This window comes from uncultured Sphingomonas sp., assembly GCF_937871615.1.
Lineage (GTDB): Bacteria > Pseudomonadota > Alphaproteobacteria > Sphingomonadales > Sphingomonadaceae > Sphingomonas.
In genome coordinates this window covers 15,270-39,084 of the sequence record NZ_CALMPA010000032.1, presented here as the reverse complement: position 1 = coordinate 39,084, position 23,815 = coordinate 15,270, and the positions used below count along the sequence as shown (strand labels likewise).

Genomic DNA, 23,815 nt, shown 5'->3' with positions numbered 1-23,815 from the left:
CGCACGGCGCGGGTTTCGAGGTGCGTGGCGATCCGCGTGGTATCGCATTGCCGCCTGGCGGCATGGTGCAGGCGCGAAAAAAAGGGCCGATCGTGAAGACCGGCCCGTGAAAGTTTTTAGGAGAGGATGCCTGAAAGGCCCGCCCTATTTGCGTCGAGAAGGTTCGTTGTGCAAGTGCGAAATAAATTGATGCTCTTGCAATTTGTGCAATCGTGATGCGGGCGCGCTTGCCTTGACGTGTGCAGGAAGTGCATGATGCGGCGCACAAGAAATGAGTGAGACTCCATGCGCCGGCTGCCACCACTGACCGCGATCGAAGCGTTCGTCGCCGTCGCCCGGCTCGGCTCGGTGAAGGCGGGCGCGCAGGAACTGGCGCTGTCCGCGCCCGCGCTCAGCCGCCGGGTCCAGACGCTCGAACGGTTTCTCGGGCGCCCGTTGTTCGATCGCCGCCACCAGTCGATGGTCGCCAATGGCGATGGCGAGCGATTGCTGGCGCAGATCGCGCCGGTGCTCGATCAATTATCCGATGCGCTCGCCGGGCTGACCAGCGCGGCGGAGGTGGTGCGCCTTCGGCTTGGCGTGATGCCGCTGTTCGCCTCGCAGCGGCTGTTTCCGCGATTGGGCGAGTTGCGCGCCAAACATCCCGAGCTGCATCTGGACATTGATACGGCGGGCCACGCGATGACCCGGCTTGGCGAGGGGCTGGATGCGGTGATCGCGCTGGCGCGGGAAGTCGATCCGACGCTCTATGCCCGCCGGCTCGATCGCAACCGGGTCTATGCGATCGGCGCGCGCGCGCTGGTGGATGGCCCAAATCCGATCACCCGGCCCGAGCAGCTCGCCGATCTGTCGGTGCTGATCCACCGCGACATGCCCGATACCTATTCGACCTGGCGCCACGCCGCCGGCCTGCCGGAAATAGACCCGGTGGCGATCGACCATTTCGATTCGGGCGCGCTGATGCTGGAGGCGGCAGCGCAGGGGCTTGGCGTCGCCTTCATGCTCGAAAGCCATTTCGAGGATGCGAATGATCCGCGGCTCGTGCGACTGTTCGGCGAGATCGAAGTGGAGAGCCCGTACAGCTATTGGCTCGTCTGCCGCCCGCGCGCGCTTCAGCTCAAGCAGGTGCGAATCTTCCGCGACTGGCTGCTCGCCACGCTGCGGCAGGAGGGGGTTTAGGCGCCCGCCCGCTCCCGCGTCAGCGTTTTGACGCGGGAGGCGGGCCGGCGCCTTTGGATCACTCGGCGCGCATCGTCACGATCTTGCCGGGCTCGCGCGGCGGCTCGCCCTTGGGCAGCGCGTCGATATGCTCCATGCCCGATGTCACCACGCCCCACACCGTATATTGGTTGTCGAGGAAGCGGGCGTCGTCGAAGCAGATGAAGAACTGCGAATTGGCGCTGTCCGGGTTGTTGGTGCGCGCCATCGAGCACACGCCACGGATGTGCGGCTCGCGGTTGAACTCCTGCTTCAGATCGGGGAGGTCCGAACCGTGCATCCCCGTGCCGGTCGGGTCGCCGCCCTGCGCCATGAATCCGGGGATCACGCGGTGGAACACCACGCCATCGTAAAAGCCCTGGTTGGCGAGGGTGGCGATCCGCTCGACATGGTTCGGGGCGAGATCGGGGCGCAGCTTGATCGTCACGTCGCCGTCGGCGAGCGTCATCGTCAGCGTATTGAAAGTATCGGCCATGCTAGGCTCCTGCATCCGGGTAAGCCGGCGCACTACCGCTGGCGGAACGCCATGGCAATTCGTCTTCGCGTGGGTTGTCGATCCTGGGCCTTGGCCATATCAGTCATGACGCGAGGCGCGCGATACTGGAAGGAGGCGAAGCGATGAGCGACACCGAACTTCAGGTCGCGGATGATGAAAGCCAGCTCGACGAGGACGACCGGCTGAAGCCCGAATTCGTCGACGCGGTGCTCGCCGCCGTCGATGCCGGTGATGCCGGCGCCGCGCGCGCGCTGGTCGAGCCGCTCCACCCCGCCGATGTCGCCGATCTGTTCGAGCTGACGCCCGAGGATCGCCGCGCCGCGCTCGCCCGTGCGCTCGCCGGCCTGCTCGATGGCGACGTGTTCGCGGAGATGAACGATTACGTCCGCGAGGAGCTGCTCGACACGCTCGATCCGCGGCAGGTGGCGGATATCGCGTCGGAACTCGATACCGACGATGCGGTCGCGATCATCGAGGATCTCGATGCCGATGAGCAGCGCGAGGTGCTGCGCGCGATGGAGCCGGACGATCGCGCCGCGATCGAGGAGGCGCTGAGCTACCCCGAGGAATCCGCCGGTCGCCTGATGCAGCGCGAGCTGATCGCGGTGCCGGAACATTGGACGATCGGCGACACGATTGATTTCCTGCGCGGGCATGACGAACTGACGACCGATTTCTGGGAGGTGTTCGTCGTCGATCCGTCGCACCACCCGGTTGGCACGGTGGCGCTGTCGTGGATATTGCGGACCCCGCGCGGCATCGCGATGGCCGATGTGATGCAGCGCGAGCAGACGCTGATCCCGGTCGATATGGATCAGGAGGAAGTGGCGCTGCGCTTCCAGAAATATGCGCTGATCTCGGCGGCGGTGGTGGACGGCAGCGGGCGGCTGGTCGGCATGATTACCGTCGATGACGTGGTCCACATCATCCAGGAGGAGGCGGGTGAGGATACGCTGAAGCTGGCGGGCGCGGGCGACGGCGATATCAACGAGCCGCTCGCCGTCACCGTGCGCTCGCGCGTGGCGTGGCTGATCGTCAATCTCGGCGCGACGATGCTGTCCGCCTCGGTCGTCGGCCTGTTCCAGGGCGAGATCGCGCGATTCGCGCTGCTGGCCGCGCTGATGCCGATCGTCTCGGCGCTTGGCGGCAATGCCGGGACGCAGACGCTGGCGGTGGTGGTCCGCGCGCTGGCGACGAACCAGCTCACCAGTTCGAACACGTTGCGGATGCTGTTCCGCGAATTCCGGGTCGCGATCTTCAACGGCGCGGCTCTGGGGGCGGTCGGCGCGGCGGGCAGCTATCTCATCCTCGGCAATATCGGATTGTCGACCGTGTTCGCGGCGGCGATGGTCTTCACCAGCATCGTCGCCGGGCTGGTTGGTGTGGCGGTGCCCGTGGCGCTGGACAAGGCGAAGGTCGATCCGGCGGTGTCGTCGGCGGTGTTCGTCACCACGATCACCGATGTCATGGGCTTCTTCTCGTTCCTAGGCCTCGCCACCTTGTGGGGGCTGGGGCGGTGATATCTCGTCGCGGGAGCGGGCCGGCCCGTTGCCGAAGCGTCGCTTCGGCCCGATATAAAGCGCCATGCTCCATCTAACCAAGGTCGCGTTCGGTTGCGGCAGCGTGGAAATCCTGGCCGAGCGGCTGCGATTGCGTGGCGAGGAGGGGCCGGTGACGCTCACCACCCGCTATCTGCCCAAGCGGCATGAGGAGATCGCTGGGCAGGGTTCGCTGTTCTGGATCATCAAGCACATGCTGGTCGCGCGATCGCCGATCCTGTCGTTCGGCGAGGCGGAGGGCGGGCGCGTCGCGATCCACCTCGATCCGATATTGCGGTTGACCCATGCGCGACCCAAGCGCGCGCATCAGGGCTGGCGTTATCTGGAAGCGAGCGACGCGCCGGCGGACCTGTCGGATGGTGAGGGCGCGGCGGTGTTGCCCTCCGCGCTGGCCGGGCGGCTGGCCGAACTCGGGCTGATCTGACGCGCGCGCCACGCGGCCTTCAGCGTCTCGCTGGTGTCGCGGCTGTTGTCGTGGCTCCATCCCGGCGGGCGCCAGATATAGCCGGGCTTCGCGCGCCACGGCGCGCGCCACACGTCACGCGCGATCCCGATCCATTCGTGCGTGGCCGCCCATAACAGGTTGAACGAGCCGAGTTGGTGAACGATGCCGTAGCGTGGGCGTTCCTCGTCCAGCTCGGGTTCGAACGTGCCGAACATCTTGTCCCACACGATGAACACCCCGGCATAATTGCGATCGAGATAGCGCGGGTTGGTGGCGTGATGGACGCGGTGGTGCGAGGGCGTGTTCATCACCGCTTCGAACCAGCGCGGCATCCGCCCGATCATCTCGGTATGGATCCAGAATTGATAGACGAGGTTCACCGCGCCGACGAAGATCACCATCGCTGGCGGAAAGCCGATCAGGAACAGCGGCAAGCGGAATATGAAGGCGATGCTGAAGAAGCCGGTCCACGTCTGGCGGAGCGCGGTGGAGAGATTATAGTGTTGCGAGCTGTGGTGGATCACATGGCTCGCCCAGAACCATCGCACCCGGTGCGCCGAACGGTGGAATACGTAATAGGCAAGATCGTCCAGCACGAAGGCGATGACGAACCAATACCATTGCCAGCCGATGTCAAAGAGCCGGAATTGCCACACCCACATCGCCAGCGCGAAGACGGCGCCGGCGGTAATCGCCCCGGCCATCGTGCTGCCGAATCCCAGCATCAGGCTGGTCAGCGTGTCGCGCGGCTCGTAGCGCCCGCGATCGCGATAATGCGCGACGACCATCTCGACCAGCACGAGCAGGACGAACGCGGGGACCGCGAGGTTAACGGGATCGGGTAGCTGCGGCACGATGGCCGCGAGCTTACACTCGTGTCAATTGCGGCGCCAGCCTGCGCACGTCGAGCGCATCCACCCCGGCAAGCAGCACTGCGCCGAAGCGCCGCTCGCCCGTTTCGACGAGCATCCCGCCCGGCGTCGCGCGCACCGCATCCCATTCGATCACTCGCGCGGCGATCCGCGCGCCATGCGTTTTCAGCACGACCACGCGGCGATCTTCGCCGAACACCAGCGCGGCGCGGCCATCCGCCCCGATCACCGCCGACACGCCGGTGAACCCCGCCACCGCATCATCGGCGGCGCGCAGCGCATCGTCCGTTTCGATCAGCATTCGATCGGTGCGGCCCAGCCGCAGCGCGGCCGCGATTCCGCCCAGCGCGAGCACGGCGGCGAGCGACCCGCCGGTCATCAACCAGTTCATCGCGGCCAAGTGCGTCAGCCCTGCGACGCCACCGCATCCATCAGCGGGCGGAGGTTGGTGAGGCTATAGCCGGCGCCCGCGCCCTTCGCGGCCACATCGTCGCGATCCGCGCCCAGCTTCGCCTGCGCCAGCGCCCATAGGTTGCACGAGCGCGTGCCCGATCGGCAAAAGGCCAGGATCGGCCCGTTGGCGCCCGCCAATGCCTCGATCATCGCGCTGACCTGCGGCTGCGAGAAACCGGCATGGGTGATCGGGATCGCGGTATAGGCGAGGCCGGCATCCTCCGCTGCGGTGCGGATCGCGTCGCCTTCGGGCTGGCCGCTCTCCTCGCCATCGGGGCGATTGTTGACGATCGCGACGAATCCGGCGGCCTTGATCGCGGCGATATCCTCCGGTGCGATCTGCGGCGCGACGGAAATGGTGGCGTCGATGGGGCGGATATCGAGCATGATCGGAAACCTCGGGCTAGCCCATTTGCGCGGGAGCGGTGCGGGCACCGCGGTGGATTCGGCGAATCCCTAGCGCAGCCCATCGCAGGTTTGAACCGGGTGAGCGATCAGTTTTCGTGGATAACCCGCAAGAACGCGTCACCATAAGCGTCGAGCTTGCGCTGCCCGATGCCCGCGATCCGCGCCATCTGCGCCAGCGAAGCGGGGCGCGCGGCGGCCATTTCGCGCAGCACCGAATCGTGGAAGATCACATAGGGTGGCACCTGCCCTTCGCGCGCGAGATCGCGGCGCTTTTCGCGTAATGCCTCGAACAACGGATCGCCGACCGGATTGTCCACCGCCTCGCCCTTGCGGCGGCGTTCGCGCTTCGGTGGCAGGATCAGCGCCAGTTCCTCCTCGCCTTTCAGGATCGCGCGCGCGGCGGGGCCGAATTCCAGCCCGCCATGCGGATTGGTGCGCAGCGCGTCGCGCACCTGAAGCGCGCGGCCGACCGGCTTGAGCAGCGCCGTCTCCTCGGCATCGACGATGCCCCAGACGGACAGCGCCTCGTGCCCGCTCATCAGGCTGCGCTCGGTCGATTTGCCGGTCAGCACCTGCTCGACATAGGTTGAGCCGAACATCTGCCCGGTGCGGAACACCGCCGAGAGATATTTGCGCGCCGTCTCGGTCGCGTCGATCGCCTTGGGGGGCGACAGGCAATTGTCGCAATTGCCGCAGGTGGCGGGGGCATCCTCACCGAAATGCTTGAGCAGCAGGCGGCGGCGACAGCCCGCGGTTTCGACCAGCGCGCCCAATGCGTTCAGCCGCGCCCGCTCGCCCGGCTGGCGATGCTGCTCCACCTCGGCGGTGCGCTGGCGTGCGCGGGCGAAATCGTCCGCGCCCCAGAACAGATGCGCCACCGCCGGATCGCCATCGCGCCCCGCACGCCCGGTTTCCTGATAATAAGCCTCGATCGACTTGGGCAGCCCGGCATGGGCGACGAAGCGTACATCGGGCTTGTCGATCCCCATGCCGAAGGCGACGGTGGCGCAGATCACCATATCCTCGGATGCGACGAACGCGGCCTGGTTGGCGGCGCGCACCGCCGGATCGAGCCCGGCGTGATAGGCGCGCACCGGGCGCCCGATGACCGCCAGCGCCTCCGCCATCCGCTCGGTGCCCGCGCGCGTCTGCGCATAGACGATGCCGGGGCCAGGGGTGGCGCGAACGAGATCGACGATCTGCCGCGTGGTGCCGTCGCGCGGGCTGATCGCGTAGCGGATGTTGGGGCGATCGAACCCGGCGACGATCATCCCGTCGTGCGGAATGCCGAGCTGATCGAGGATATCGGCGCGGGTATGTGCGTCGGCGGTGGCGGTCAGCGCGAGCCGGGGAACCGCCGGGAAGGTATCGAGCAGCGGGCGCAACAGACGATAATCGGGGCGGAAATCATGCCCCCATTCGCTGACGCAATGCGCCTCGTCGATCGCGAACAGCGCCACTTTGCCGCGCTGGAGCAGATCGCGGAAATCGGCGGTTGAGGCGCGTTCGGGCGCGATATAGAGCAGATCCAGTTCGCCATCGAGGAAGCGCCCGCGCGTTTCGGCGCGATTCTCGTCCACGCTGGTCAGCGTCGCGGCGCGGATACCGACCGCTTCCGCCGCGCGAAGCTGATCGTGCATCAGCGCGATCAGCGGGGAGACGACCACGCACGTCCCCTCGAACATCACCGCCGGCAGTTGATAGCACAGCGACTTGCCCGCGCCCGTCGGCATCACCGCCAGCGTGTTCTCGCCCGCCAGCACGCGACCGACCACATCGCGCTGCACACCGCGGAAGTCGGGGAAGCCGAAGATGCGCTGGAGGGTGGAAACCGGGTCGGCAAGCATGATCCGCGCGCTATAGCGATGGAAAAGGTTGCGGCACCAGCCCGACAGGCATGAAAGGACTTTCGATGGAAATCGTGCGTGACAACAAGGCGGAGCAGGAATTCGAGCTGGACGTGGACGGCCATCGCGCCCTTGCCGCCTATCAGATCGAGGGCGACCGGATCGTGTTCACGCATACGCTGGTGCCCAAGGCGCTTGAGGGGCAGGGGATCGGATCGAAGCTGATCCGCGCCGCGCTGGACAGTGCGCGCGATCAGGGGCTGAAGGTGGTGCCGCAATGTTCCTTCGTGCGCGTCTATATCGAGCGGCACGACGAATATCAGGATCTGCTCGGCTGACGAGAAGGGCCGATGCCCTGCCCCCGTTCGGGCTGAGCTTGTCGAAGCCCTGCACCTTTTTCGGAAAGAAAGGCAACCCTTCGACAAGCTCAGGGCGAGCGGAGGAGGGGGATCACTCCGCCGCCAGCGCCTCCTCGCGCTCTTTCGCCTGCCGCGCCCACATTTCGGCGTAAAGCCCGTCGCGCGCGAGCAGCGCCGCGTGGGCGCCTTGCTCCACGATCCGCCCGGCCTCCAGCACGACGATCGTGTCGGCATGGACGATCGTGGAGAGGCGGTGCGCGATGATGATCGTGGTGCGCCCGCGCTCGATCGCCTCCAGCGTCGCCATGATCTCCGCCTCGGTGCGGCTGTCCAGCGCGCTGGTCGCTTCGTCGAGGATCAGGATCGGCGGGTTCTTGAGCAGGGTGCGTGCGATCGCCACGCGCTGCTTCTCGCCGCCCGAAAGCTTCAGGCCGCGTTCGCCGACGCGGGTTTCGTAATGATCGGGCTGGCGATCAATGAAATCGGCGATCGCCGCGCCGCGCGCCGCCGCGACGATCTCGCCCGCGTCCGCGCCTTCGCGGCCATAAGCGATGTTATAGCCGATGGTGTCGTTGAACAGCACGGTATCCTGCGGCACGATGCCGATCGCGGCGCGCAAGCTCGCCTGCGTCACCCCGGCGATATCCTGTCCGTCGATCGTCACCCGCCCGCCCGTCAGGTCGTAGAAACGATAGAGCAGCCGCGCGAGCGTCGATTTCCCCGCGCCCGATGGCCCGACCACCGCGACGGTGGAGCCCGCCGGCACATCGAGATTGATGCCCTGCAATATGTCCCGCCCCGGCTCGTAACCGAAGCGCACATCCTCGAACCGCAGATGCCCGCGCGTGATGGCGAGCGGCTCGGCACCCGGCGCGTCGACCACCTCGGCGGGCGTATCGACCAGATCGAACATCGCGCCCATGTCGATCACGCCTTGCCGGATCGTGCGATAGACCATGCCGAGCAGGTCGAGCGGGCGGAAAAGCTGCGACAGCAGGGTCGAGACCAGCACCACATTGCCCGCGGTGAACTTGCCCTGCCCCCAGCCGAGCACGACCCACGCCATGCCGGCGGCGAGCATCACATTGGTGATGAGCGCCTGCCCGATGTTGAGCCAGGCGAGGCTGTTCTCCGATCGCACCGCCGCTTTGGCATAAGCGGTCATCGCGGCTTCGTAGCGGTTGCGCTCGCGCGCTTCGGCACCGAAATATTTCACCGTCTCGAAATTGAGCAGCGAATCGACCGCATGGGCGACCGCGCCGGTATCGAGATCGTTCATCCGCGCGCGCAGCCCGGCGCGCCAGTCGGTCACCATCCGGGTGAACCAGATATAGACCGCCACCATCACCAGCGTCGCCGCGACCAGCGGCCAGCCGAATTTCGTCCAGAAGATGCCGACGACCAGCGCCAGTTCCAGGATCGTCGGCGCGATGTTGAACAGCATGAAATAGAGCATCGTGTCGATGCTCTTGGTGCCGCGCTCCACCACCTTGGTGACGGCGCCGGTGCGGCGTTCGAGGTGGAAGCGCAGCGACAATTGGTGGAGATGCCCGAACACGCGCACCGCAAGCCGGCGCGTCGCTTCCTGCCCGACCTGCTCGAACACGGTGTTGCGCAGATTGTCGAACAAGGTGGTGCCGAAACGCGCGGCGGCATAGCCTGCCGCCAGCAGCACGATCAGCGTCACCGCATCGCGCGATCCGGGTGCCATGCCGTCGACAACGCCCTGCAACGCGAACGGCGCGCCATAGACCTGCACCAGCTTCGATAGCACCACCAGCGCCAGCGCGACGACGACACGCGCCCGCACGCCCGGCGCATCGGATGGCCAGAGATAGGGCAGAAAACGCCGCAGCGTCGGCCACATCGGGCGATCGGCGGTGGTGGCCGTGGTGGGATCAATGGGCGGCATGGATGGAGCGCATGTCAGAAGCCGTGGCCGCCACGTCAATCCCTGCCGTCACGCGGCAGGGCGGAATGATCGGGCTGACTGCCGCTGAACTCGATTCGTCGCCCGGAGGGAACCGTTCGTCGTGTCGGCCCGTTGTGGAAGGGAGACTGGGAGGCGGTGGCGATGGAGCCGGTGTTCTTCGTGATGGCGATCCTCGGCTGCGGCGATGCGCAGGAAATGTGCACTGAGGTGCGCGTCGAGCCGACGCGTTACGCGACGATCCAGCAATGCCGGGCGGCGGCGCCCGCGGCGCTCGCCCGCCACACCGATCTTTCCTATCCGGTAATCAGCGCCGCCTGCCGGCGAGACGGGATGGAGGTGGCCGTGCGGGGCGTGGCTGCCCTGCACGGCTGAACCGTCACGCCGCCACGGCGGCGATGAAATAGTCGAGCGTGGTGGATTCGCTCAAGGCGAAGCCGCGCGTCGGCGAAAAGGCGAGCCCGCGCACATTGCAAACGCGCATTCCGGCGTGTTCGAGCATCACGGTCAATTCGTCCGGCGTGATGAAGCGATCCCAGTCATGCGTGCCGCGCGGGATGCGCCCGGTTCCTTCCGCGACGGTGATGAGCGCGAGCCTCGACAGCGCGGTGCGGTTTGGCGTGGAAAGGATCAGCATTCCGCCCGGCGCCACCGCCTGCGCCAGCCCGGCGACGAATGCGGGCGGATCGGTGACATGCTCGATCACCTCCATGCAGGTGACGAGATCGAACGCCTCGCCTGCCACGGCTTCCACCCCGCCGACGCGATAGGTGATCGCGAGGTTTCCGGCGTGATCGCGCGCGGCGGCGATATTCTCGGGCGCTGCGTCGATCGCGGTGACGGCGGCGCCGAGCCGCGCGAGCGGCTCCGCGAGCAGCCCCGCGCCGCAACCGACATCGAGCGCGCTTTTGCCCGCGAGCGGGGCGAAATTCTCCGCGTCGCCATCCCAATGCGCGTCAATCCGTTCACGGATATAGGCGAGCCGTGGCGGGTTGAGCCGGTGGAGCATGGCGGACGAGCCATTGGGGTTCCACCAGTCGGTGGCCATCGCGCCGAAATGCGCGGCTTCGCGTGGATCGACCGATGAAGGAGCGGTTTCAGCGGCAGTCGCTTTTGTTACGGTTGCTTCGGACATGCTCCCTTCCTATCAGGGCCGCCGTTTTCCCCCAAGGGAGGTTGGACGTAAGCGATAATGGCGCGCATCGTGATGAAGTTCGGCGGTACGTCGATGGCCGGGATCGAGCGCATCAGGAGCGTTGCCGCGCGCGTCAAACGTGAGGCTGATGCCGGCAACGAGGTTGCCGTGGTGGTTTCCGCGATGGCGGGAGAGACCGACCGGCTCGTCGGCTTCTGCCGCGAAGCCTCCCCGCTTTACGATCCGCGCGAATATGACGTGGTCGTCTCCGCTGGCGAGCAGGTGACGAGTGGGCTGCTCGCGATCACCCTGCAGGCGATGGGGGTGAAGGCGCGCTCATGGCTTGGCTGGCAATTGCCGATCCACACCTCCGATGCTTTCGCCAAGGCGCGAATCGGCACGATCGACACCGAGGCGCTCAACGATAGCCTGGCGGCGGGCGAAGTGGCGGTGATCCCCGGCTTCCAGGGGGTCAACGAAGGGCGGGTGACGACGCTTGGCCGTGGTGGCTCCGATACGTCGGCGGTGGCGGTGGCGGCGGCGATGCAGGCCGATCGCTGCGATATCTACACCGATGTGGACGGCGTTTACACCACCGATCCGCGCATCGTGCCGCGCGCGCGCAAGCTCAACAAAGTGACATATGAGGAAATGCTGGAACTCGCCAGCGTCGGGGCCAAGGTGCTCCAGACGCGCTCGGTGGGGCTGGCGATGAAGGAAAAGGTCCGCGTTCAGGTGCTGTCGTCGTTCACCGGCGAGGATGCGCCGATGGCGGATACACTGCCCGGCACGATGATCGTGGGCGAAGAGGAGATCGACGACGTGGAACGCCAGCTCATCACCGGCATCGCCCATGACAAGAATGAGGCGAAGATCACGCTGACCAGCGTGCCTGACAAGCCCGGTGCGGTGGCCAGCATCTTCGAGCCGCTGGCCGAGGCGAACATCAACGTCGATATGATAATCCAGAATATCGCGCATGGTTCGGGATCGACCGACGTTACCTTCACCGTGCCGTCGGCGGATCTGGCGCGCTCGATCGAAACGCTCAATCAGGGGCGCGAGAAGATCGGCTTTGCCGAACTGGTCCATGATCCGCGCGTCGCCAAGGTATCGGTGGTGGGCGTGGGGATGCGCAGCCATGCCGGCGTCGCCTCGACGATGTTCACCACGCTTGGTGCGCGGGGCATCAACATCATGGCGATCACCACCAGCGAGATCAAAGTCTCGGTGCTGATCCATGAGGACGAAACCGAACTCGCCGTGCGCGTGCTCCACACCGCCTACGGGCTGGACGCGCGGGACGACGCGGCCTGAGATCGCACGCCGCGCCAGGCGTTATTTCCCAGCGCCGCAGCGCACCGGGCCGTCCGCGATCGTCTTGACGGTGCATTTTGGCTTGCCGAGCACCGTTACCTTGCCGAGCCCGGTTGTCGTCACGTCAGCGGTATAGCGCGCGGTCGCGCTGGTTTCGCCGGTGCCGTCGAGATGCACGATGAGGTCGCCGGCGGTGAGCGCGGCGGCGTCGATCGTGCCCGCGCCATTACTCGCCAGCCGCGCGCGATTGGCGCGCCCGGCGAGCCGCATGGTGCCCGTGCCGATCAGCGTGGCGCTGAGCTGATCCGCCTGCACCCCGTCCACCGCCAGCCTGCCCGCGCCGCTCAGGTTGAGATCGAGGCGCTGTGCCTCGACTTTGCTGGCGCTCACCTGCGCACCGGCGGTCAGCGCGATCGCGGTGAGGCGCGGGGTCGATAGCGTGACCACCACCGGGACCTGGCTCGCGGCGAGCCGGGGCATCTCGCCCCAGCCGCCCGCGCCGAGCCGCACCGCCAGCGTGGTGCCCTCCACCTTGAGATCGAGCCGCGCGAGCGTCGCCTCGCTGCCCGTGGCGCTCGCGCGTGGCGAGCGGCCCGCGACGATATGCACCTCGAACGGTCCGTCGACGCGCAGTCGGTCATAACTGCCCACGCTGTAGCTGCGTTCGGCGGCATGGGCTGGCGCGGCGCAAGCAAGCGCGGCAAAGGCGGCTATGGCGGGCAATCTCATGCGCGGAAGCCTTGCGCGAAGCATCATGCCGCGCAAGCCCGGCGTATCAGCCGCCGCACCGCACCGCGCCGGAACCCGCCTTGTGCGTTTCGCATTTCGCCTTCGGGCCGAGATCGACCGCGCCCGATCCCATCATCGAGACGGTCGCATTGCCATCGACCTCAGCGCGCACCTTGCTGGAGCCGGCCACATCCACGGTCGCCCCGCCAGCGACGACGCGCGGAGCATAGACATCGCCCGATCCCGCGATGGCGATCTTCATCTGGTGCGCCGTGCCGCGATCGGCGGAAACGTTGCCCGATCCCGAAATCGAAAAATCGGCGGTGTTGACCGCGATCGAGCCGATCTTGAGATCGCCCGATCCGGAAAGCGAGCCTTCGAAGGCCGCGCCATCGATCCGATCGACCGTGATATCGCCCGAGCCGGACAGCGCCGCCTCGGTGATGCGCGGCATCGTGACGTAGATTTTGACCTTGCCGCCCGAACCCAGGCTGAATCCGCTCTTGCGGCTGACGCGCAGGGTTTTTCCGTCGCGAACGACGCGCAATCGGTCGAGCGTGCCCGGATCGCCATCGGCGCGCACGGAAAAGGCGCTGCCGACGCGCACGTCCATGTCGTCCGGCCCCAGGAGGGCGACCGCGGTGAAATCATTCGCGGCAAAGGTGCGCGATGGACCCGATCCGTTGGGCGGGATCGACGGCCGCGAATCCTCGTCGTGAAGCCCGCCGCAGGCGGCGAGCGGAAGGAGCAAAGCGAGCGTAAGATGGCGCATATTGGACCTCATGTGTATTATCCATATAGCACACATGAGGTCCAAAGGTAAATGCGAGGCTCAACCGCCGCAGCGCGCCCTTCCGCTGCCGACGCGGCTGACCGCGCAACGCGCGCGCGGGCCGAGATCGGCGTCGCCGCTGCCGGCGATGGATATGCGCGCGTCGCCATCGACCTGAGCGCGGACGCCGCCCGAACCGGCGATCGAAATACTGGCGCCGCGCGCGCGCAGCCGTTCGCCCGCGAAATTGCCCGAGCCGCCGATATTGATCCTGAGATCGCGCGCCTCCCCCGCGGCGAGGATCGAGCCCGAGCCGCCGATCGAGCCGGTCAGCCGCTCGACCGCGATATTGCCGAGCGTCAGCGAGCCGGAGCCGCCGATCGCCGCGTCAAACTGCCCGCCGGGAACACGATCGACCGTGATGCCGCCGCTGCCGCCGATACTCGCGCCCGCGATGCGCGGCATCGTCACAATGAAGCGCACCGCGCGCAACGCGCGCTCGTCGCGCGGGCGATTGCGGTAGCGTTGCTCGATCTGCAACGATGTGCCGTTGCGCGTGACGCGCACATCGTCGAACGCCTGTGCCGGCCCGGTCGCGCGCACCGAGAAAGCGGGGCCGACGCGCACATCGACCTGCGCGGGGAGCGCCAGCCCGATCGCGGTGAAGCCATCGACCGGATAGGCGAGGGCGCCGCCGTCATGCCGTGGCGCGATGCCCGGTCCGCGATCATTTCCCCAGGGTGCGGCTGTGGCGGTGGCGGCGATCGCCGCGATGGGGAGCAAAGCGAGCGGCAGACGGCGCATGTTCATTCTCTCCTGGTGTGTTGCGTTGCCAATACACCAAATGATTACGCGCGTAAACGAAAAAGGGAGCGCCCCGCGAAGGGCCGCTCCCTTTCAATCAGCCGGGCAGGTGGCGGCGATCAGGCCGGCACCTTATCCTTGTTGTAGATCGCCGCGGCCTTGCGCAGGATGTCGAGGATCTTTTCCTGTGCCGCCGGCTCGTCGATCTGTTCCATCGCGGCCAGTTCGCGCGCGAGGCGGCTGGTCGCGCCTTCGAAAATCTGGCGCTCGGAATAGCTCTGCTCGGGCTGGTCGTCGGCGCGAAACAGGTCGCGCACCACCTCGGCGATTGACACGAGATCGCCCGAGTTGATCTTCGCTTCATATTCCTGGGCGCGGCGCGACCACATGGTGCGCTTGATCTTGGGCTTGCCCTTCAGCGTTTCCATCGCTTCGCGCATCGTCTTGTCCGACGAAAGCTTGCGCATACCAACCGATTCGGCCTTGTTGGTCGGGACGCGCAGCGTCATCCGTTCCTTTTCGAAGCGCAGCACGTAGAGTTCGAGCTGCATCCCGGCTATTTCTTGTTTCTGCAGTTCGATGACCCTGCCTACCCCGTGCTTGGGATAAACGACATAATCACCGACATCGAAATGCAGAGCCTTGGCAGCCATTTAGGGGCCTTTCGTCAGGATGGTTCCCGTCACCCGAGGCGCGGTATAAGCCACGTCGAGGAATCAGGCGGGAGGATATGGGTTGTACATCTCCGGCGGCCATGGGGTCGATTCCGGCCGTCATGGGCGCATATAGCACGCCTGTAATAAAATTGCCAGCATCACCATGACAGCAATGCTGGCCTGAATGACCTAGGCACGCGCACGTCTGAGTCGCGCGGCGATTTTATCCGCTGCCTGGCGGCTGTGATCGGCGGTCAGGCCGGCGGGAATATCGCCGGCGCCTGGCTCAGTCGCCCGCGCCGGGCTCGGACGAGAAATATTTGTCGTATTTGCCCGTCTCGCCCTTGTGCTCATCGGCGTCGGCGGGGGTCTGATCGTTCTTGCGCGTGACGTTGGGCCATTGCGCCGAGAAGGTGTTGTTCAGTTCGAGCCACTTCTCCAGCCCGCTTTCGGTGTCGGGCAGGATCGCTTCCGCCGGGCATTCCGGCTCGCACACGCCGCAATCAATGCACTCACTAGGGTTGATGACGAGCATGTTCTCGCCCTCATAGAAGCAGTCGACCGGGCAGACTTCGACGCAATCCATGTATTTGCAGCGGATGCAGGCGTCGGTGACGACGTAGGTCATTGCCGGTTTTCTCCCTCGGACGAACGAATCCGCTGCTATGCCTCGCGATCCGCATCGTCAATCGTTCCCGGCTTGCTGCGAGCGGTTATCAATTCCTCGTAACAACCACGCGCTTCCGCCGAGGGGCCGCGCCGCGCGGGCAGCGCCTCGATCCTGAGCACGCGGACCCGGCCATGTTGCGCCAGCGTCAGGATGTTGCCGGCGCGCACCGGCGTCGCGGCGCGATCCACCGCGCGGCCATCGAGGCGCAGATGCCCGTCGCTCGCCATCGCCTGCGCGGCGCTTCGCGTTTTGGTGATTCGCGCGAACCACAGGAAGCGATCGAGCCGCATCGCGCCCGGCGCGGCGCCGTCAGCCATGTTTGAGCGCGGCGAGCGCGGCAAAGGCGTTGCTGGGCGCGGGATGTATGTTGATGTGGCGCGGCGGCGGGCGCCCCTTCCAGCGCCATGCCGGTGCGCCGTCGCTGGTGGGGGCGGGCTGGAAGCCGAGTTCGGCCATCAGCCGCGCGATCGTCGATGGCAGCAATCCCATCGAGGTGGCGAGCGCGGGATCGGGGACGAAGGGTTTGCGGCCATCGCGCGCCTCATGCGCGGATCGCGCGATCCGCTCGACCAGATCGAGGCGCACCGCCTGGGTGGCGAGCGTGCGGAAGCCCATTGCCGGTGTGGCGCCGTGCGTGTTGCGCGGCACGGCGGTCGCGCCCGCCGGGGGCAGCGTCACGCTTTCACCGCGCACCGCGAGCAGCGCCATGCGCCACGGCTGCGCGCGCGGTTTCAACAGGCGCGGGTCGAACAGGTCGAGTGCGCCGATCGTCACGCCGATCTTGCGCAGGCGATGGCGCTCTGCGGGGCCGAGCGCGTCGACCGCGGCACGCAGCGGCAGCCGCGCGGCGAATCCGGCGCCTGCTTCCAGCGCGCCGGCGATGCTGCGCAGCCCCGAAGTGGCATGTTCGTCGCGCGCCAGTTCGGCCAGCCGGGCGAGCGAGGGGAGGGCATGGGTGAGCGCGTTCCCCACCCAGCGCCGCATCCGTGCCAGCACCTCCTTGCGCAATGCGGCGTCAAGGCAATCAAGCGCCGGATCGAGCGTGACATCGGGCCGCGCCGCCGAACGCCCGGCGGCCAGCCGCGCCAGCACGTGTCTCTGCCACCGGATCGCGCCGCCATGGATCGACAGATCGGCGTCGCTTGCGGCGATCACCGCGCGCGCGCGCCGCGCTCGTTCGGTAATCAGCCGCTTTTCGGCGGTGGCGAGCAGCAGGCGCTTGTCCGCCGCGCGCGCTTCGGGCGCGACGGTGAAGCGGAATCCGTCGAGCCGCCCGATCGGATGGGTGTCGATCAGAACGTCGCCATTGTCCTCGATCGTCACCGGCAGGGCGCCCGCGCCGGCGCCGATCTGGCGGATCAGCGCGCTGGTGCGCTTGTCGACGAAGCGCTGGGTCAGGCTGGTGTGGAGCGCGTCGGACAGGCGCTCCTCCACCGCCAGCGTGCGCGCCGCCCAAAGTGCCGGGTCCGCCAGCCAGTCGCTGCGTTGCGCGATATAGGCCCAGGTGCGGATCGCGGCGAGCCGCCCGGCCAGCGTTTCGACATCGCCATCGGCGCGATCGAGCCGCGCGACCTCATCGGCGAACCATTGATGCGGGATATATCCCTCGGCGAGATGGCCGAACACGCGCGAGACGAAGCGCGCGTGAATGTCGGCGCCGAGCTTCTGGAAATCGGGAATGCCGCACGCCGCCCACAGCCGCGTGACCTGCCCCCTGGCGCGCGCGCGGATCGCGGGGTCGTCCGCCAGCCGGCGCAACACCGTGAGGTCGATCGCTTCGGGCGCGGCGCGCAGCATCGGATCATCGGGCGGCGCGGAAAGCGAGCCGATCAGCGCGTCCAGGCTGTCCATGTCGGGCCGGCCCTCGCGCCAGTAGAGCGCGTCGAGCGGCGCGAAGCGATGCGCCTCGATCGCAAGCACTTCCTCGGGCAGAAACGCGTCGGGGCCATCTTCGGCCAGCGCGCCAAACGTGCCGTCGCGCTGATGGCGGCCCGCGCGCCCTGCGATCTGCGCCATTTCAGCGATGGTCAGCCGCCGCCGGCGGCGTCCGTCGAATTTGTGCAGCCCGGCGAAGGCGACATGCGCCACATCCATGTTGAGGCCCATGCCGATCGCATCGGTCGCGACGAGATAATCGACCTCACCGGCCTGGAACATCGCGACCTGCGCATTGCGGGTGCGCGGGGAGAGCGAACCCATCACCACCGCCGCGCCGCCGCGCAGCCGGCGCAACATCTCCGCCACCGCATAGACCTCCTCAGCCGAGAAGGCGACGATCGCGGAGCGGCGCGGCAGGCGGCTGATCTTCTTCGCGCCGGCATAGCTGAGCGTCGAAAAGCGCGGCCGCGCGACGATCTCTGCATCGGGCACGAGGTGGCGGATCACCGGGCGCAACGTATCGGAGCCGAGGATCATCGTCTCCTCGCGCCCGCGCGCGTTGAGCAGGCGCTCGGTGAAGACATGGCCGCGCTCCGGGTCGGCGCCAAGCTGCGCCTCGTCGAGCGCGACGAAGGCGGTATCCTTGTCGGTCGGCATACTTTCGGCGGTGCACAGGAACCAGCGCGCATCCTTCGGCACGATGCGTTCCTCGCCCGTTATCAGCGCGACGCGATCGGCGCCCTTCATCGCCACCACGCGATCATAGACCTCGCGCGCCAGCAGCCGCAGTGGAAAGCCGATCATGCCGCTGGAATGCGCCGCCATCCGCTCCACGGCGAGATGGGTCTTGCCGGTGTTGGTGGGGCCGAGCACCGCGGTAACGCGGGCATTGTCTGGAACGCGCATGACCAACGCTACATCGGCGGCGGCGCGCGATGATGCAACCATTTGCCGCTTTGCCGCAGCGCGCGAACGCCCCGCCGCATCGGAACCCACGGTTTCCCGCGGTTAATTTGACTTTAGAACATCCGGCTTACATCCCGGCGCGTGGACACGCCGGGGGGTCGGCGACGGATTTTTTGAGGGATTCTTCCTCGCCATGTTTTTGCGCGAACAACCTGGACTGGAGCTTGCCGGTGGCGCCGGCACGGGCTCGTTCGGTCGCGCGCTCGTTCCGGTCGCTTCCCTGTCCCGCCTCGATCGGCTGCGCGCTGCGCTGGCGCGGATTGACTGGGTGCCCGATCTCGGCGCCGAAATCGGTTCGCGGACGTGGTGGCGCGGGCTTGCCACCTGCGCCACGCTTTGCGCCGCCGCGATCCTCACCGCGCCGGGCGTGCGCCCCGTGCAGGGCTATGTCGCGCCGCCGCTCACCGGCGCGGCGTGGGAGGAGGCCCGCCCATTGTCGATCGCCCCGCTCGGGCTGGGCGGCGGCACCGGGCGGCGGATGGCGGCGAGCGATTTCGTCCGCCCGCTGGCGGAAACACCGGAACGCCCGGTGATTGAACTGACCGCGACGCTTGGCGATGGCGATCGGCTCGGCGCGGTGCTGCAACGCGCCGGGGTCGGGCGCGCGGATGCCGCGCGCGCGGCGGCGCTGGTGGCGCAGGCCGCCTCGCTGAGCGACATTCCGTCGGGCACCGTGCTCGATCTCACGCTCGGCCGGCGGACGGACCGGCGCGAGGCAAGGCCGCTCGAACGGCTCGCTTTTCGCGCGCGCTTCGATCTCAACCTCGCGGTCAACCGCACCGGCGACGCGCTGACGCTGGAGCGCAGCCCGATCGCGATAGATCACACCCCGCTGCGCATCACCGGGCGGGTGGGATCGAGCCTCTATCGCTCGGCGCGCGCGGTGGGCGTGCCGGCGCGGCTGGTCGAAAGCTATATCAAGGCGCTGTCCTCGCGCGTGTCGATCGGTCGTGACGTGCGCGCTGATGACAGGTTCGATATCATCGCCGAACAGGCCCGCGCCGCCACTGGCGAGGTGCAGATCGGCAAGCTCCAGTTCGCCGGGCTCGATCAGGGCACGAAGAAGATCGAACTGGTCCGCTGGGGCGATAGCGGCCAGTGGTGGGATGCCAAGGGGCAGAGCGAGCAGCGCGGCGCGATGGGTATGCCCGTCGCCGGCCATGTCACTTCCACTTACGGCAAGCGCGTCCATCCGCTGCTCGGCTTCATGCGGATGCACAAGGGCATGGATATCGGCGCGCCTTATGGTGCCCCGATCCGCGCGGCGGTGGATGGCGTGGTGGCGCAGGCGGGCCGCGCCGGGGGCTATGGTAACTTCGTGAAGCTGAACCATGCCGGCGGCGTCGCCACCGGCTATGGCCATATGAGCCGCATCGCGGTGCGCGCCGGGCAGCGCGTGTCGCGCGGGCAGGTGATCGGCTATGTCGGCTCGACCGGGCTGTCCACCGGGCCGCACCTCCATTGGGAGGTGTGGAAGAACGGCGTGTCGGTCAATCCGCGCACGATTTCGATGTCGAGCGTTGCGATGCTGTCGGGCAGGGCGCTTCGTGAATTCAAGGCCAAGGTGGCGACGCTGCTGGCAACCGCGCCGGCACGGTAACGCGCGCGATCGCCCATCTCCCCGCCATCCCCGCTATTCGATCCGGGGCAATGTTTCGAACTGGTGATATGGCGGCGGGCTGCTCAGTGTCCATTCGAGCGTCGTCGCGCCCGGCCCCCATGGATTGTCGCCCGCCGGTCGCCCACGCAGGAACGACCACACCACGTTGATGAAGAAGAACACCATGCCCACCGCCATCACCGCATAGCCGATCGAGGCGATATGGTTCCAGAAGGCGAAGCCATCCGGATAATCGGGATAGCGGCGCGGCATTCCTTGCAGCCCTAGGAAATGCATCGGGAAGAACAGGATGTTCACGCCGAGGAAGAAGATCGCGAAGTGCAGATCGCCGAGCGTTTCGGAATACATTTTCCCGGTCATCTTCGGGAACCAATAGTAAAATCCAGCGAACAGCGAGAATATGGCGCCAAGCGACAGCACATAATGGAAATGCGCCACCACGTAATAAGTGTCCTGCATGTAATCGTCGACGCCGCCGTTGGCGAGCACCACGCCCGTCACGCCGCCAATGGTGAACATGAAGATGAAGCCGAGCGCCCAGAGCAGCGGCGTGCGGAATTGCACCGATCCGCCCCACATCGTCGCGATCCAGGAGAATATCTTGATGCCGGTCGGCACCGCGATCACCATTGATGCCGCGCTGAAATAGATCTTCACATCCATCGACAGACCGGTGGTGAACATATGGTGCGCCCACACCACGAACCCGATCACCGCGATCGCCACCATGGCATAGACCATGCCGAGATAACCGAACACCGGCTTGCCGCTGAAGGTTGCCGTCACCTGGCTGATGATGCCGAAACCCGGAATTATCATGATGTACACTTCCGGGTGGCCGAAGAACCAGAACAGGTGTTCGAACAGCATGGGATCGCCGCCGCCCGCCGGATCGAAGAAGGTGGTGCCGAAATTGCGATCGGTCAGCAGCATGGTGAGCGCGGCGGCGAGCACCGGCAGCGCGAACAGCAGCATGAACGCGGTGACGAGGATCGACCATACGAACAGCGGCATCTTGTGCAGCGTCATGCCCGGCGCGCGCATGTTGAAGATCGTGGTGATTAGGTTGATCGCGCCGAGGATCGACGATGCGCCCGCCAGGTGCATCGACAGGATCACCATATCGACCGCCGGCCCCGGCGATCCGAATGTCGACAGGGGGGCATAGAGCGTCCAGCCGGTGCCCGCGCCATTGCCTGTTCCCCCCGGTACGAACGCGGAGCCCGCGAACAGGATGAACGCCGGCACGAGCAGCCAGAAGGAGATGTTGTTGAGGCGTGGAAACGCCACGTCCGGCGCGCCGATCATCAGCGGAACGAACCAGTTGCCGAACCCGCCGACCATCGCGGGCATGATCGTGAAGAAGATCATGATAAGGCCGTGCGCGGTGATAAGCACGTTCCACAGATGGAGCGTGGCGGCATAATCGGTCGTGCCGGCCCATAATGGCAGATACTGGATGCCCGGTTCGGCCAGTTCGAGGCGCATCATCCCCGAAATCCCCCCGGCGACCACGCCGGCGCAGATCGCGAAGATCAGATAGAGCGTGCCGATATCCTTGTGGTTGGTCGACATGAACCAGCGCGCGAAAAAACGCGGCTTTCGTTCGTGCTGCCCGGTGTCCTCCAGATCGCTTCGGAATTCGCTGGCGCCCGCAACGGCTTCGACCATCCTCGCCTCCTGACACGACAGGAGACGACCGTTCATGCCCGATGCGATCACAACGCGCGGATTCTCCCCTCGCGCCGCCGATCGCCCCGGCCGACTGGCGGATCGCCGCCCGCCGGGAGCCTACGCCTTACCGATCAAGCAAAAAAGCGGATATTCTTCCTGTCTTGGCGCAATTATTTTGCCGTATCCCGCCTCCCACTGCAATTTTGCCGCTCGATCGCGCCGCCGCGCGGCAGATCGGTCAGGCGGTGTCGCGATCCCGCGTGCCGCCGGATGAACCGCCGCGCTGGCGGACATGCTCCGCCTGGCGGTGGACGCTGCGCGTCTTCAGCAGATCATGGCGCGAGAGGATGCCGACGACGCTGTGCCGATCCGGCTCGACGATCGGCACCCGGCCGATGCCGGTATTCACCATCATGTCCGCGACCTCGGCGATCGGCGAATCGGGATAGGCGAACGGTTGCGACGCATCGGACAACGCCTCCGCCAGCACGATCGCGTGATCGCCCCCCTCCACCTGCCAGCGCAGCGCATCGGAGCGCGATACCAGCCCGAGCAGCCGCCCGCCGCCGTCAACGACGGGATAGCTCCGGTGGGTGGCGTCTTCGGCGAAGAACGTCACCGCCTCCGCGATCGTCATATCCCCGCGCAGCGTTGCTGGTTGGGGGGTCATCACCTGCCCGGCCTGGAGGAATTCGAGCGGATCCACCGTATATTCCTGCAACACATGGCGACCGCGCCGGGCGATCTTTTCGGTGAGGATCGAGCGGCGCATGATGAGCACGCTGATCGCATAGGCGCCGGCAGAGGCCGCGATCGTCGCGGGCAGCGCATCGAAATGCCCGGTCAGTTCCACCGCGAACAGGGCGCCGGTCAACGGCGCGCGCATCGCCCCGCTCATGATGCCGGCCATGCCGGCCATCGCCCACAGCCCGGTAGGCCCCGGCAGGAATTGCCCCACCAGCACGCCAAGCGCCCCGCCGAGAATGAGCAACGGCGCGAGGACGCCGCCCGACGTGCCCGAGCCGAGCGCCACCAGCCAGACGATCGCCTTGACCGCGAGCAGCGCCAGCACCACGCGCATCGCCAGCGATCCATCGAGCAGCCCCTGGATGTTCGAATATCCCGCGCCGAGCACATGCGCGTCGATCAGGCCGCCCAGCCCGACGACGACGCCGCCGATCGCCGGCCACCACATCCAGTGCACCGGCAGCTGGTGGAACATATCCTCGATCCGATAGAGCACCGACGACAGCAATGTCGCCTCCAGCCCGACGAGCACGCCCAGCCCGAGCGCAAGGCCGCTGGTTTCCCAGTGGATCGGGCCGGTCGCGCCAGCGAAGGGAAACAGCGGCCCCGCGCCCAGCAGCAGCGGGCGCCAGCCCAGCGCCGCCACGACCGCGATCACGACGGGCACGAAGCTGCGCGGCTTCCATTCGAACAACAGCACCTCGATCGCGAGCAGGATCGCGGCGAGCGGCGTGCCGAAGATGCCGGTCATGCCGGCGGCGGCGCCCGCGACGAGCAGCGTCTTGCGCTCCGCCGCGCTCAGGCGGAAGCATTGCGCGAACAGCGAACCGATCGCGCCGCCGGTCATGATGATCGGCCCTTCCGCGCCGAACGGTCCGCCGCTGCCGATCGAGATCGCCGACGACAGCGGCTTCAGGATCGCGACCTTGAGCGAAAGGCGGCTTTCCCCATAGAGGATCGCCTCGATCGCTTCGGGGATGCCGTGCCCCTTGATCTTCTCCGAGCCGAAACGCGCCATCAGGCCGACGAGCAGGCTGCCGAGCACGGGGATCGCGACCACCCACAATCCGACATGCGCCTCCGCGATATCCGCCGATGCCGCCGACCAGCGACCAAACCAGAAGACATTGGTGGCAAGCGCGATGAGCTTGAGCAGAATGAGCGCGCCGAATGCCGCGCCGCTGCCGATGACAAGCGAGGCAGCGGCGAGCATCACCATGCGCCAATCGGCGCTATGATCGGCGAGACGGGGGGGCATT

General features: G+C 66.9%; 23 protein-coding genes. 7 read left to right on the top strand and 16 right to left on the bottom strand.

Annotation, left to right across the window (positions count from 1 at the left end; all coding sequences use genetic code 11):
* Nucleotides 1–285: 285 nt before the first annotated feature.
* A complete protein-coding gene (locus Q0316_RS08470; RefSeq protein ID WP_298671290.1) occupies nucleotides 286–1,179 on the top strand; it encodes a LysR substrate-binding domain-containing protein in 894 nt (297 codons plus the stop codon).
* Between the two features lie 58 nt (nucleotides 1,180–1,237).
* On the opposite strand, the gene Q0316_RS08465 is transcribed toward Q0316_RS08470, so the two are convergent.
* On the bottom strand, nucleotides 1,238–1,693 hold the full coding sequence (locus tag Q0316_RS08465; RefSeq protein ID WP_298671289.1) for a peptidylprolyl isomerase: 456 nt from the start codon (nucleotides 1,691–1,693) through the stop codon (nucleotides 1,238–1,240).
* A gap of 143 nt (nucleotides 1,694–1,836) precedes the next feature.
* Here Q0316_RS08465 and mgtE point away from each other — a divergent pair, with 143 nt between their 5' ends.
* Nucleotides 1,837–3,234, top strand: a complete 1,398-nt coding sequence (gene mgtE / locus Q0316_RS08460; protein WP_298671288.1) for a magnesium transporter — start codon at nucleotides 1,837–1,839, stop codon at nucleotides 3,232–3,234.
* A 64-nt stretch (nucleotides 3,235–3,298) separates the two neighbouring features.
* Nucleotides 3,299–3,697, top strand: a complete 399-nt coding sequence (locus Q0316_RS08455) for a DUF1489 domain-containing protein (protein ID WP_298671287.1) — start codon at nucleotides 3,299–3,301, stop codon at nucleotides 3,695–3,697.
* Here Q0316_RS08455 and Q0316_RS08450 read toward each other — a convergent pair.
* The 4 genes from Q0316_RS08450 to recQ form a co-directional block, all read right to left on the bottom strand.
* Nucleotides 3,592–4,572 carry a sterol desaturase family protein gene (locus Q0316_RS08450; RefSeq protein ID WP_298671285.1) on the bottom strand — a complete coding sequence of 327 codons (981 nt, stop codon included), beginning with the start codon at nucleotides 4,570–4,572 and terminating at the stop codon, nucleotides 3,592–3,594. The genes Q0316_RS08455 and Q0316_RS08450 overlap by 106 nt on opposite strands.
* Before the next feature lie 13 nt (nucleotides 4,573–4,585).
* Nucleotides 4,586–4,981, bottom strand: a complete 396-nt coding sequence (locus Q0316_RS08445) for a hypothetical protein (protein ID WP_298671283.1) — start codon at nucleotides 4,979–4,981, stop codon at nucleotides 4,586–4,588.
* A 14-nt stretch (nucleotides 4,982–4,995) separates the two neighbouring features.
* A complete protein-coding gene (locus Q0316_RS08440) occupies nucleotides 4,996–5,430 on the bottom strand; it encodes a TIGR01244 family sulfur transferase (protein WP_298671282.1) in 435 nt (144 codons plus the stop codon).
* A 107-nt stretch (nucleotides 5,431–5,537) separates the two neighbouring features.
* Nucleotides 5,538–7,298, bottom strand: coding sequence for a DNA helicase RecQ (recQ, locus tag Q0316_RS08435; protein ID WP_298671281.1), 1,761 nt, complete (start codon nucleotides 7,296–7,298; stop codon nucleotides 5,538–5,540).
* A gap of 65 nt (nucleotides 7,299–7,363) precedes the next feature.
* On the opposite strand from recQ, the gene Q0316_RS08430 reads away from it, so the two are divergent.
* Entirely contained in the window at nucleotides 7,364–7,636 is a 273-nt protein-coding gene (locus Q0316_RS08430; RefSeq protein WP_298671280.1) for a GNAT family N-acetyltransferase, read from the top strand.
* A gap of 112 nt (nucleotides 7,637–7,748) precedes the next feature.
* Here Q0316_RS08430 and Q0316_RS08425 read toward each other — a convergent pair whose 3' ends face one another.
* Nucleotides 7,749–9,569, bottom strand: coding sequence for an ABC transporter ATP-binding protein/permease (locus tag Q0316_RS08425; protein ID WP_298671279.1), 1,821 nt, complete (start codon nucleotides 9,567–9,569; stop codon nucleotides 7,749–7,751).
* A 132-nt stretch (nucleotides 9,570–9,701) separates the two neighbouring features.
* Between Q0316_RS08425 and Q0316_RS08420 the strand changes: the two genes are divergently transcribed.
* Nucleotides 9,702–9,962, top strand: coding sequence for a hypothetical protein (locus tag Q0316_RS08420; protein WP_298671277.1), 261 nt, complete (start codon nucleotides 9,702–9,704; stop codon nucleotides 9,960–9,962).
* A gap of 4 nt (nucleotides 9,963–9,966) precedes the next feature.
* Here the strand turns inward: Q0316_RS08420 and ubiG are convergent, their stop codons facing one another.
* The gene (gene ubiG, locus Q0316_RS08415) at nucleotides 9,967–10,722 is read right to left on the bottom strand and encodes a bifunctional 2-polyprenyl-6-hydroxyphenol methylase/3-demethylubiquinol 3-O-methyltransferase UbiG (RefSeq protein ID WP_298671275.1); all 756 of its coding nucleotides are present in this window, start codon (nucleotides 10,720–10,722) and stop codon (nucleotides 9,967–9,969) included.
* A 57-nt stretch (nucleotides 10,723–10,779) separates the two neighbouring features.
* On the opposite strand from ubiG, the gene Q0316_RS08410 reads away from it, so the two are divergent.
* On the top strand, nucleotides 10,780–12,039 hold the full coding sequence (locus Q0316_RS08410) for an aspartate kinase (RefSeq protein ID WP_298671274.1): 1,260 nt from the start codon (nucleotides 10,780–10,782) through the stop codon (nucleotides 12,037–12,039).
* A gap of 21 nt (nucleotides 12,040–12,060) precedes the next feature.
* Here Q0316_RS08410 and Q0316_RS08405 read toward each other — a convergent pair whose 3' ends face one another.
* The 7 genes from Q0316_RS08405 to Q0316_RS08375 form a co-directional block, all read right to left on the bottom strand.
* Nucleotides 12,061–12,768 (bottom strand): DUF2807 domain-containing protein, encoded by a 708-nt coding sequence (locus Q0316_RS08405; protein WP_298671272.1) that lies wholly within the window; start codon nucleotides 12,766–12,768, stop codon nucleotides 12,061–12,063.
* A 46-nt stretch (nucleotides 12,769–12,814) separates the two neighbouring features.
* Entirely contained in the window at nucleotides 12,815–13,552 is a 738-nt protein-coding gene (locus Q0316_RS08400) for a head GIN domain-containing protein (protein ID WP_298671271.1), read from the bottom strand.
* 48 nt (nucleotides 13,553–13,600) lie between these two features.
* Nucleotides 13,601–14,344, bottom strand: a complete 744-nt coding sequence (locus Q0316_RS08395; RefSeq protein ID WP_298671269.1) for a DUF2807 domain-containing protein — start codon at nucleotides 14,342–14,344, stop codon at nucleotides 13,601–13,603.
* A 119-nt stretch (nucleotides 14,345–14,463) separates the two neighbouring features.
* Nucleotides 14,464–14,997, bottom strand: coding sequence for a CarD family transcriptional regulator (locus Q0316_RS08390; RefSeq protein WP_298671268.1), 534 nt, complete (start codon nucleotides 14,995–14,997; stop codon nucleotides 14,464–14,466).
* A gap of 289 nt (nucleotides 14,998–15,286) precedes the next feature.
* Nucleotides 15,287–15,628, bottom strand: coding sequence for a ferredoxin FdxA (fdxA, locus tag Q0316_RS08385; RefSeq protein WP_298671267.1), 342 nt, complete (start codon nucleotides 15,626–15,628; stop codon nucleotides 15,287–15,289).
* Nucleotides 15,629–15,663: 35 nt separating this feature from the next.
* Nucleotides 15,664–15,987 carry an RNA-binding S4 domain-containing protein gene (locus tag Q0316_RS08380; protein ID WP_298671265.1) on the bottom strand — a complete coding sequence of 108 codons (324 nt, stop codon included), beginning with the start codon at nucleotides 15,985–15,987 and terminating at the stop codon, nucleotides 15,664–15,666.
* Entirely contained in the window at nucleotides 15,980–18,454 is a 2,475-nt protein-coding gene (locus Q0316_RS08375; RefSeq protein WP_298671263.1) for a helicase-related protein, read from the bottom strand. Before Q0316_RS08375 ends, Q0316_RS08380 begins: the two co-directional genes overlap by 8 nt.
* A 193-nt stretch (nucleotides 18,455–18,647) precedes the next feature.
* Here Q0316_RS08375 and Q0316_RS08370 point away from each other — a divergent pair, with 193 nt between their 5' ends.
* A complete protein-coding gene (locus tag Q0316_RS08370) occupies nucleotides 18,648–20,114 on the top strand; it encodes a M23 family metallopeptidase (protein WP_298671262.1) in 1,467 nt (488 codons plus the stop codon).
* Nucleotides 20,115–20,147: 33 nt separating this feature from the next.
* On the opposite strand, the gene ctaD is transcribed toward Q0316_RS08370, so the two are convergent.
* Nucleotides 20,148–21,806, bottom strand: coding sequence for a cytochrome c oxidase subunit I (gene ctaD, locus Q0316_RS08365; protein WP_298671260.1), 1,659 nt, complete (start codon nucleotides 21,804–21,806; stop codon nucleotides 20,148–20,150).
* A gap of 241 nt (nucleotides 21,807–22,047) precedes the next feature.
* Complete coding sequence (locus Q0316_RS08360; protein WP_298671258.1) at nucleotides 22,048–23,814, bottom strand: chloride channel protein; 1,767 nt, start codon at nucleotides 23,812–23,814, stop codon at nucleotides 22,048–22,050.
* Between the last annotated feature and the right edge of the window lies 1 nt (nucleotide 23,815).

Coding starts and splice junctions, on each gene's coding strand:
- Q0316_RS08470 (WP_298671290.1), top strand. CDS start 286: ATGCGCCGGCTGCCACCACTGACCGCGATCGAAGCGTTCGTCGCCGTC.
- Q0316_RS08465 (WP_298671289.1), bottom strand. CDS start 1,693: ATGGCCGATACTTTCAATACGCTGACGATGACGCTCGCCGACGGCGAC.
- mgtE (WP_298671288.1), top strand. CDS start 1,837: ATGAGCGACACCGAACTTCAGGTCGCGGATGATGAAAGCCAGCTCGAC.
- Q0316_RS08455 (WP_298671287.1), top strand. CDS start 3,299: ATGCTCCATCTAACCAAGGTCGCGTTCGGTTGCGGCAGCGTGGAAATC.
- Q0316_RS08445 (WP_298671283.1), bottom strand. CDS start 4,981: ATGAACTGGTTGATGACCGGCGGGTCGCTCGCCGCCGTGCTCGCGCTG.
- Q0316_RS08440 (WP_298671282.1), bottom strand. CDS start 5,430: ATGCTCGATATCCGCCCCATCGACGCCACCATTTCCGTCGCGCCGCAG.
- recQ (WP_298671281.1), bottom strand. CDS start 7,298: ATGCTTGCCGACCCGGTTTCCACCCTCCAGCGCATCTTCGGCTTCCCC.
- Q0316_RS08430 (WP_298671280.1), top strand. CDS start 7,364: ATGGAAATCGTGCGTGACAACAAGGCGGAGCAGGAATTCGAGCTGGAC.
- Q0316_RS08425 (WP_298671279.1), bottom strand. CDS start 9,569: ATGCCGCCCATTGATCCCACCACGGCCACCACCGCCGATCGCCCGATG.
- ubiG (WP_298671275.1), bottom strand. CDS start 10,722: ATGTCCGAAGCAACCGTAACAAAAGCGACTGCCGCTGAAACCGCTCCT.
- Q0316_RS08410 (WP_298671274.1), top strand. CDS start 10,780: ATGGCGCGCATCGTGATGAAGTTCGGCGGTACGTCGATGGCCGGGATC.
- Q0316_RS08405 (WP_298671272.1), bottom strand. CDS start 12,768: ATGAGATTGCCCGCCATAGCCGCCTTTGCCGCGCTTGCTTGCGCCGCG.
- Q0316_RS08400 (WP_298671271.1), bottom strand. CDS start 13,552: ATGAGGTCCAATATGCGCCATCTTACGCTCGCTTTGCTCCTTCCGCTC.
- Q0316_RS08395 (WP_298671269.1), bottom strand. CDS start 14,344: ATGCGCCGTCTGCCGCTCGCTTTGCTCCCCATCGCGGCGATCGCCGCC.
- Q0316_RS08390 (WP_298671268.1), bottom strand. CDS start 14,997: ATGGCTGCCAAGGCTCTGCATTTCGATGTCGGTGATTATGTCGTTTAT.
- fdxA (WP_298671267.1), bottom strand. CDS start 15,628: ATGACCTACGTCGTCACCGACGCCTGCATCCGCTGCAAATACATGGAT.
- Q0316_RS08380 (WP_298671265.1), bottom strand. CDS start 15,987: ATGGCTGACGGCGCCGCGCCGGGCGCGATGCGGCTCGATCGCTTCCTG.
- Q0316_RS08375 (WP_298671263.1), bottom strand. CDS start 18,454: ATGCGCGTTCCAGACAATGCCCGCGTTACCGCGGTGCTCGGCCCCACC.
- Q0316_RS08370 (WP_298671262.1), top strand. CDS start 18,648: ATGTTTTTGCGCGAACAACCTGGACTGGAGCTTGCCGGTGGCGCCGGC.
- ctaD (WP_298671260.1), bottom strand. CDS start 21,806: ATGGTCGAAGCCGTTGCGGGCGCCAGCGAATTCCGAAGCGATCTGGAG.
- Q0316_RS08360 (WP_298671258.1), bottom strand. CDS start 23,814: ATGCCCCCCCGTCTCGCCGATCATAGCGCCGATTGGCGCATGGTGATG.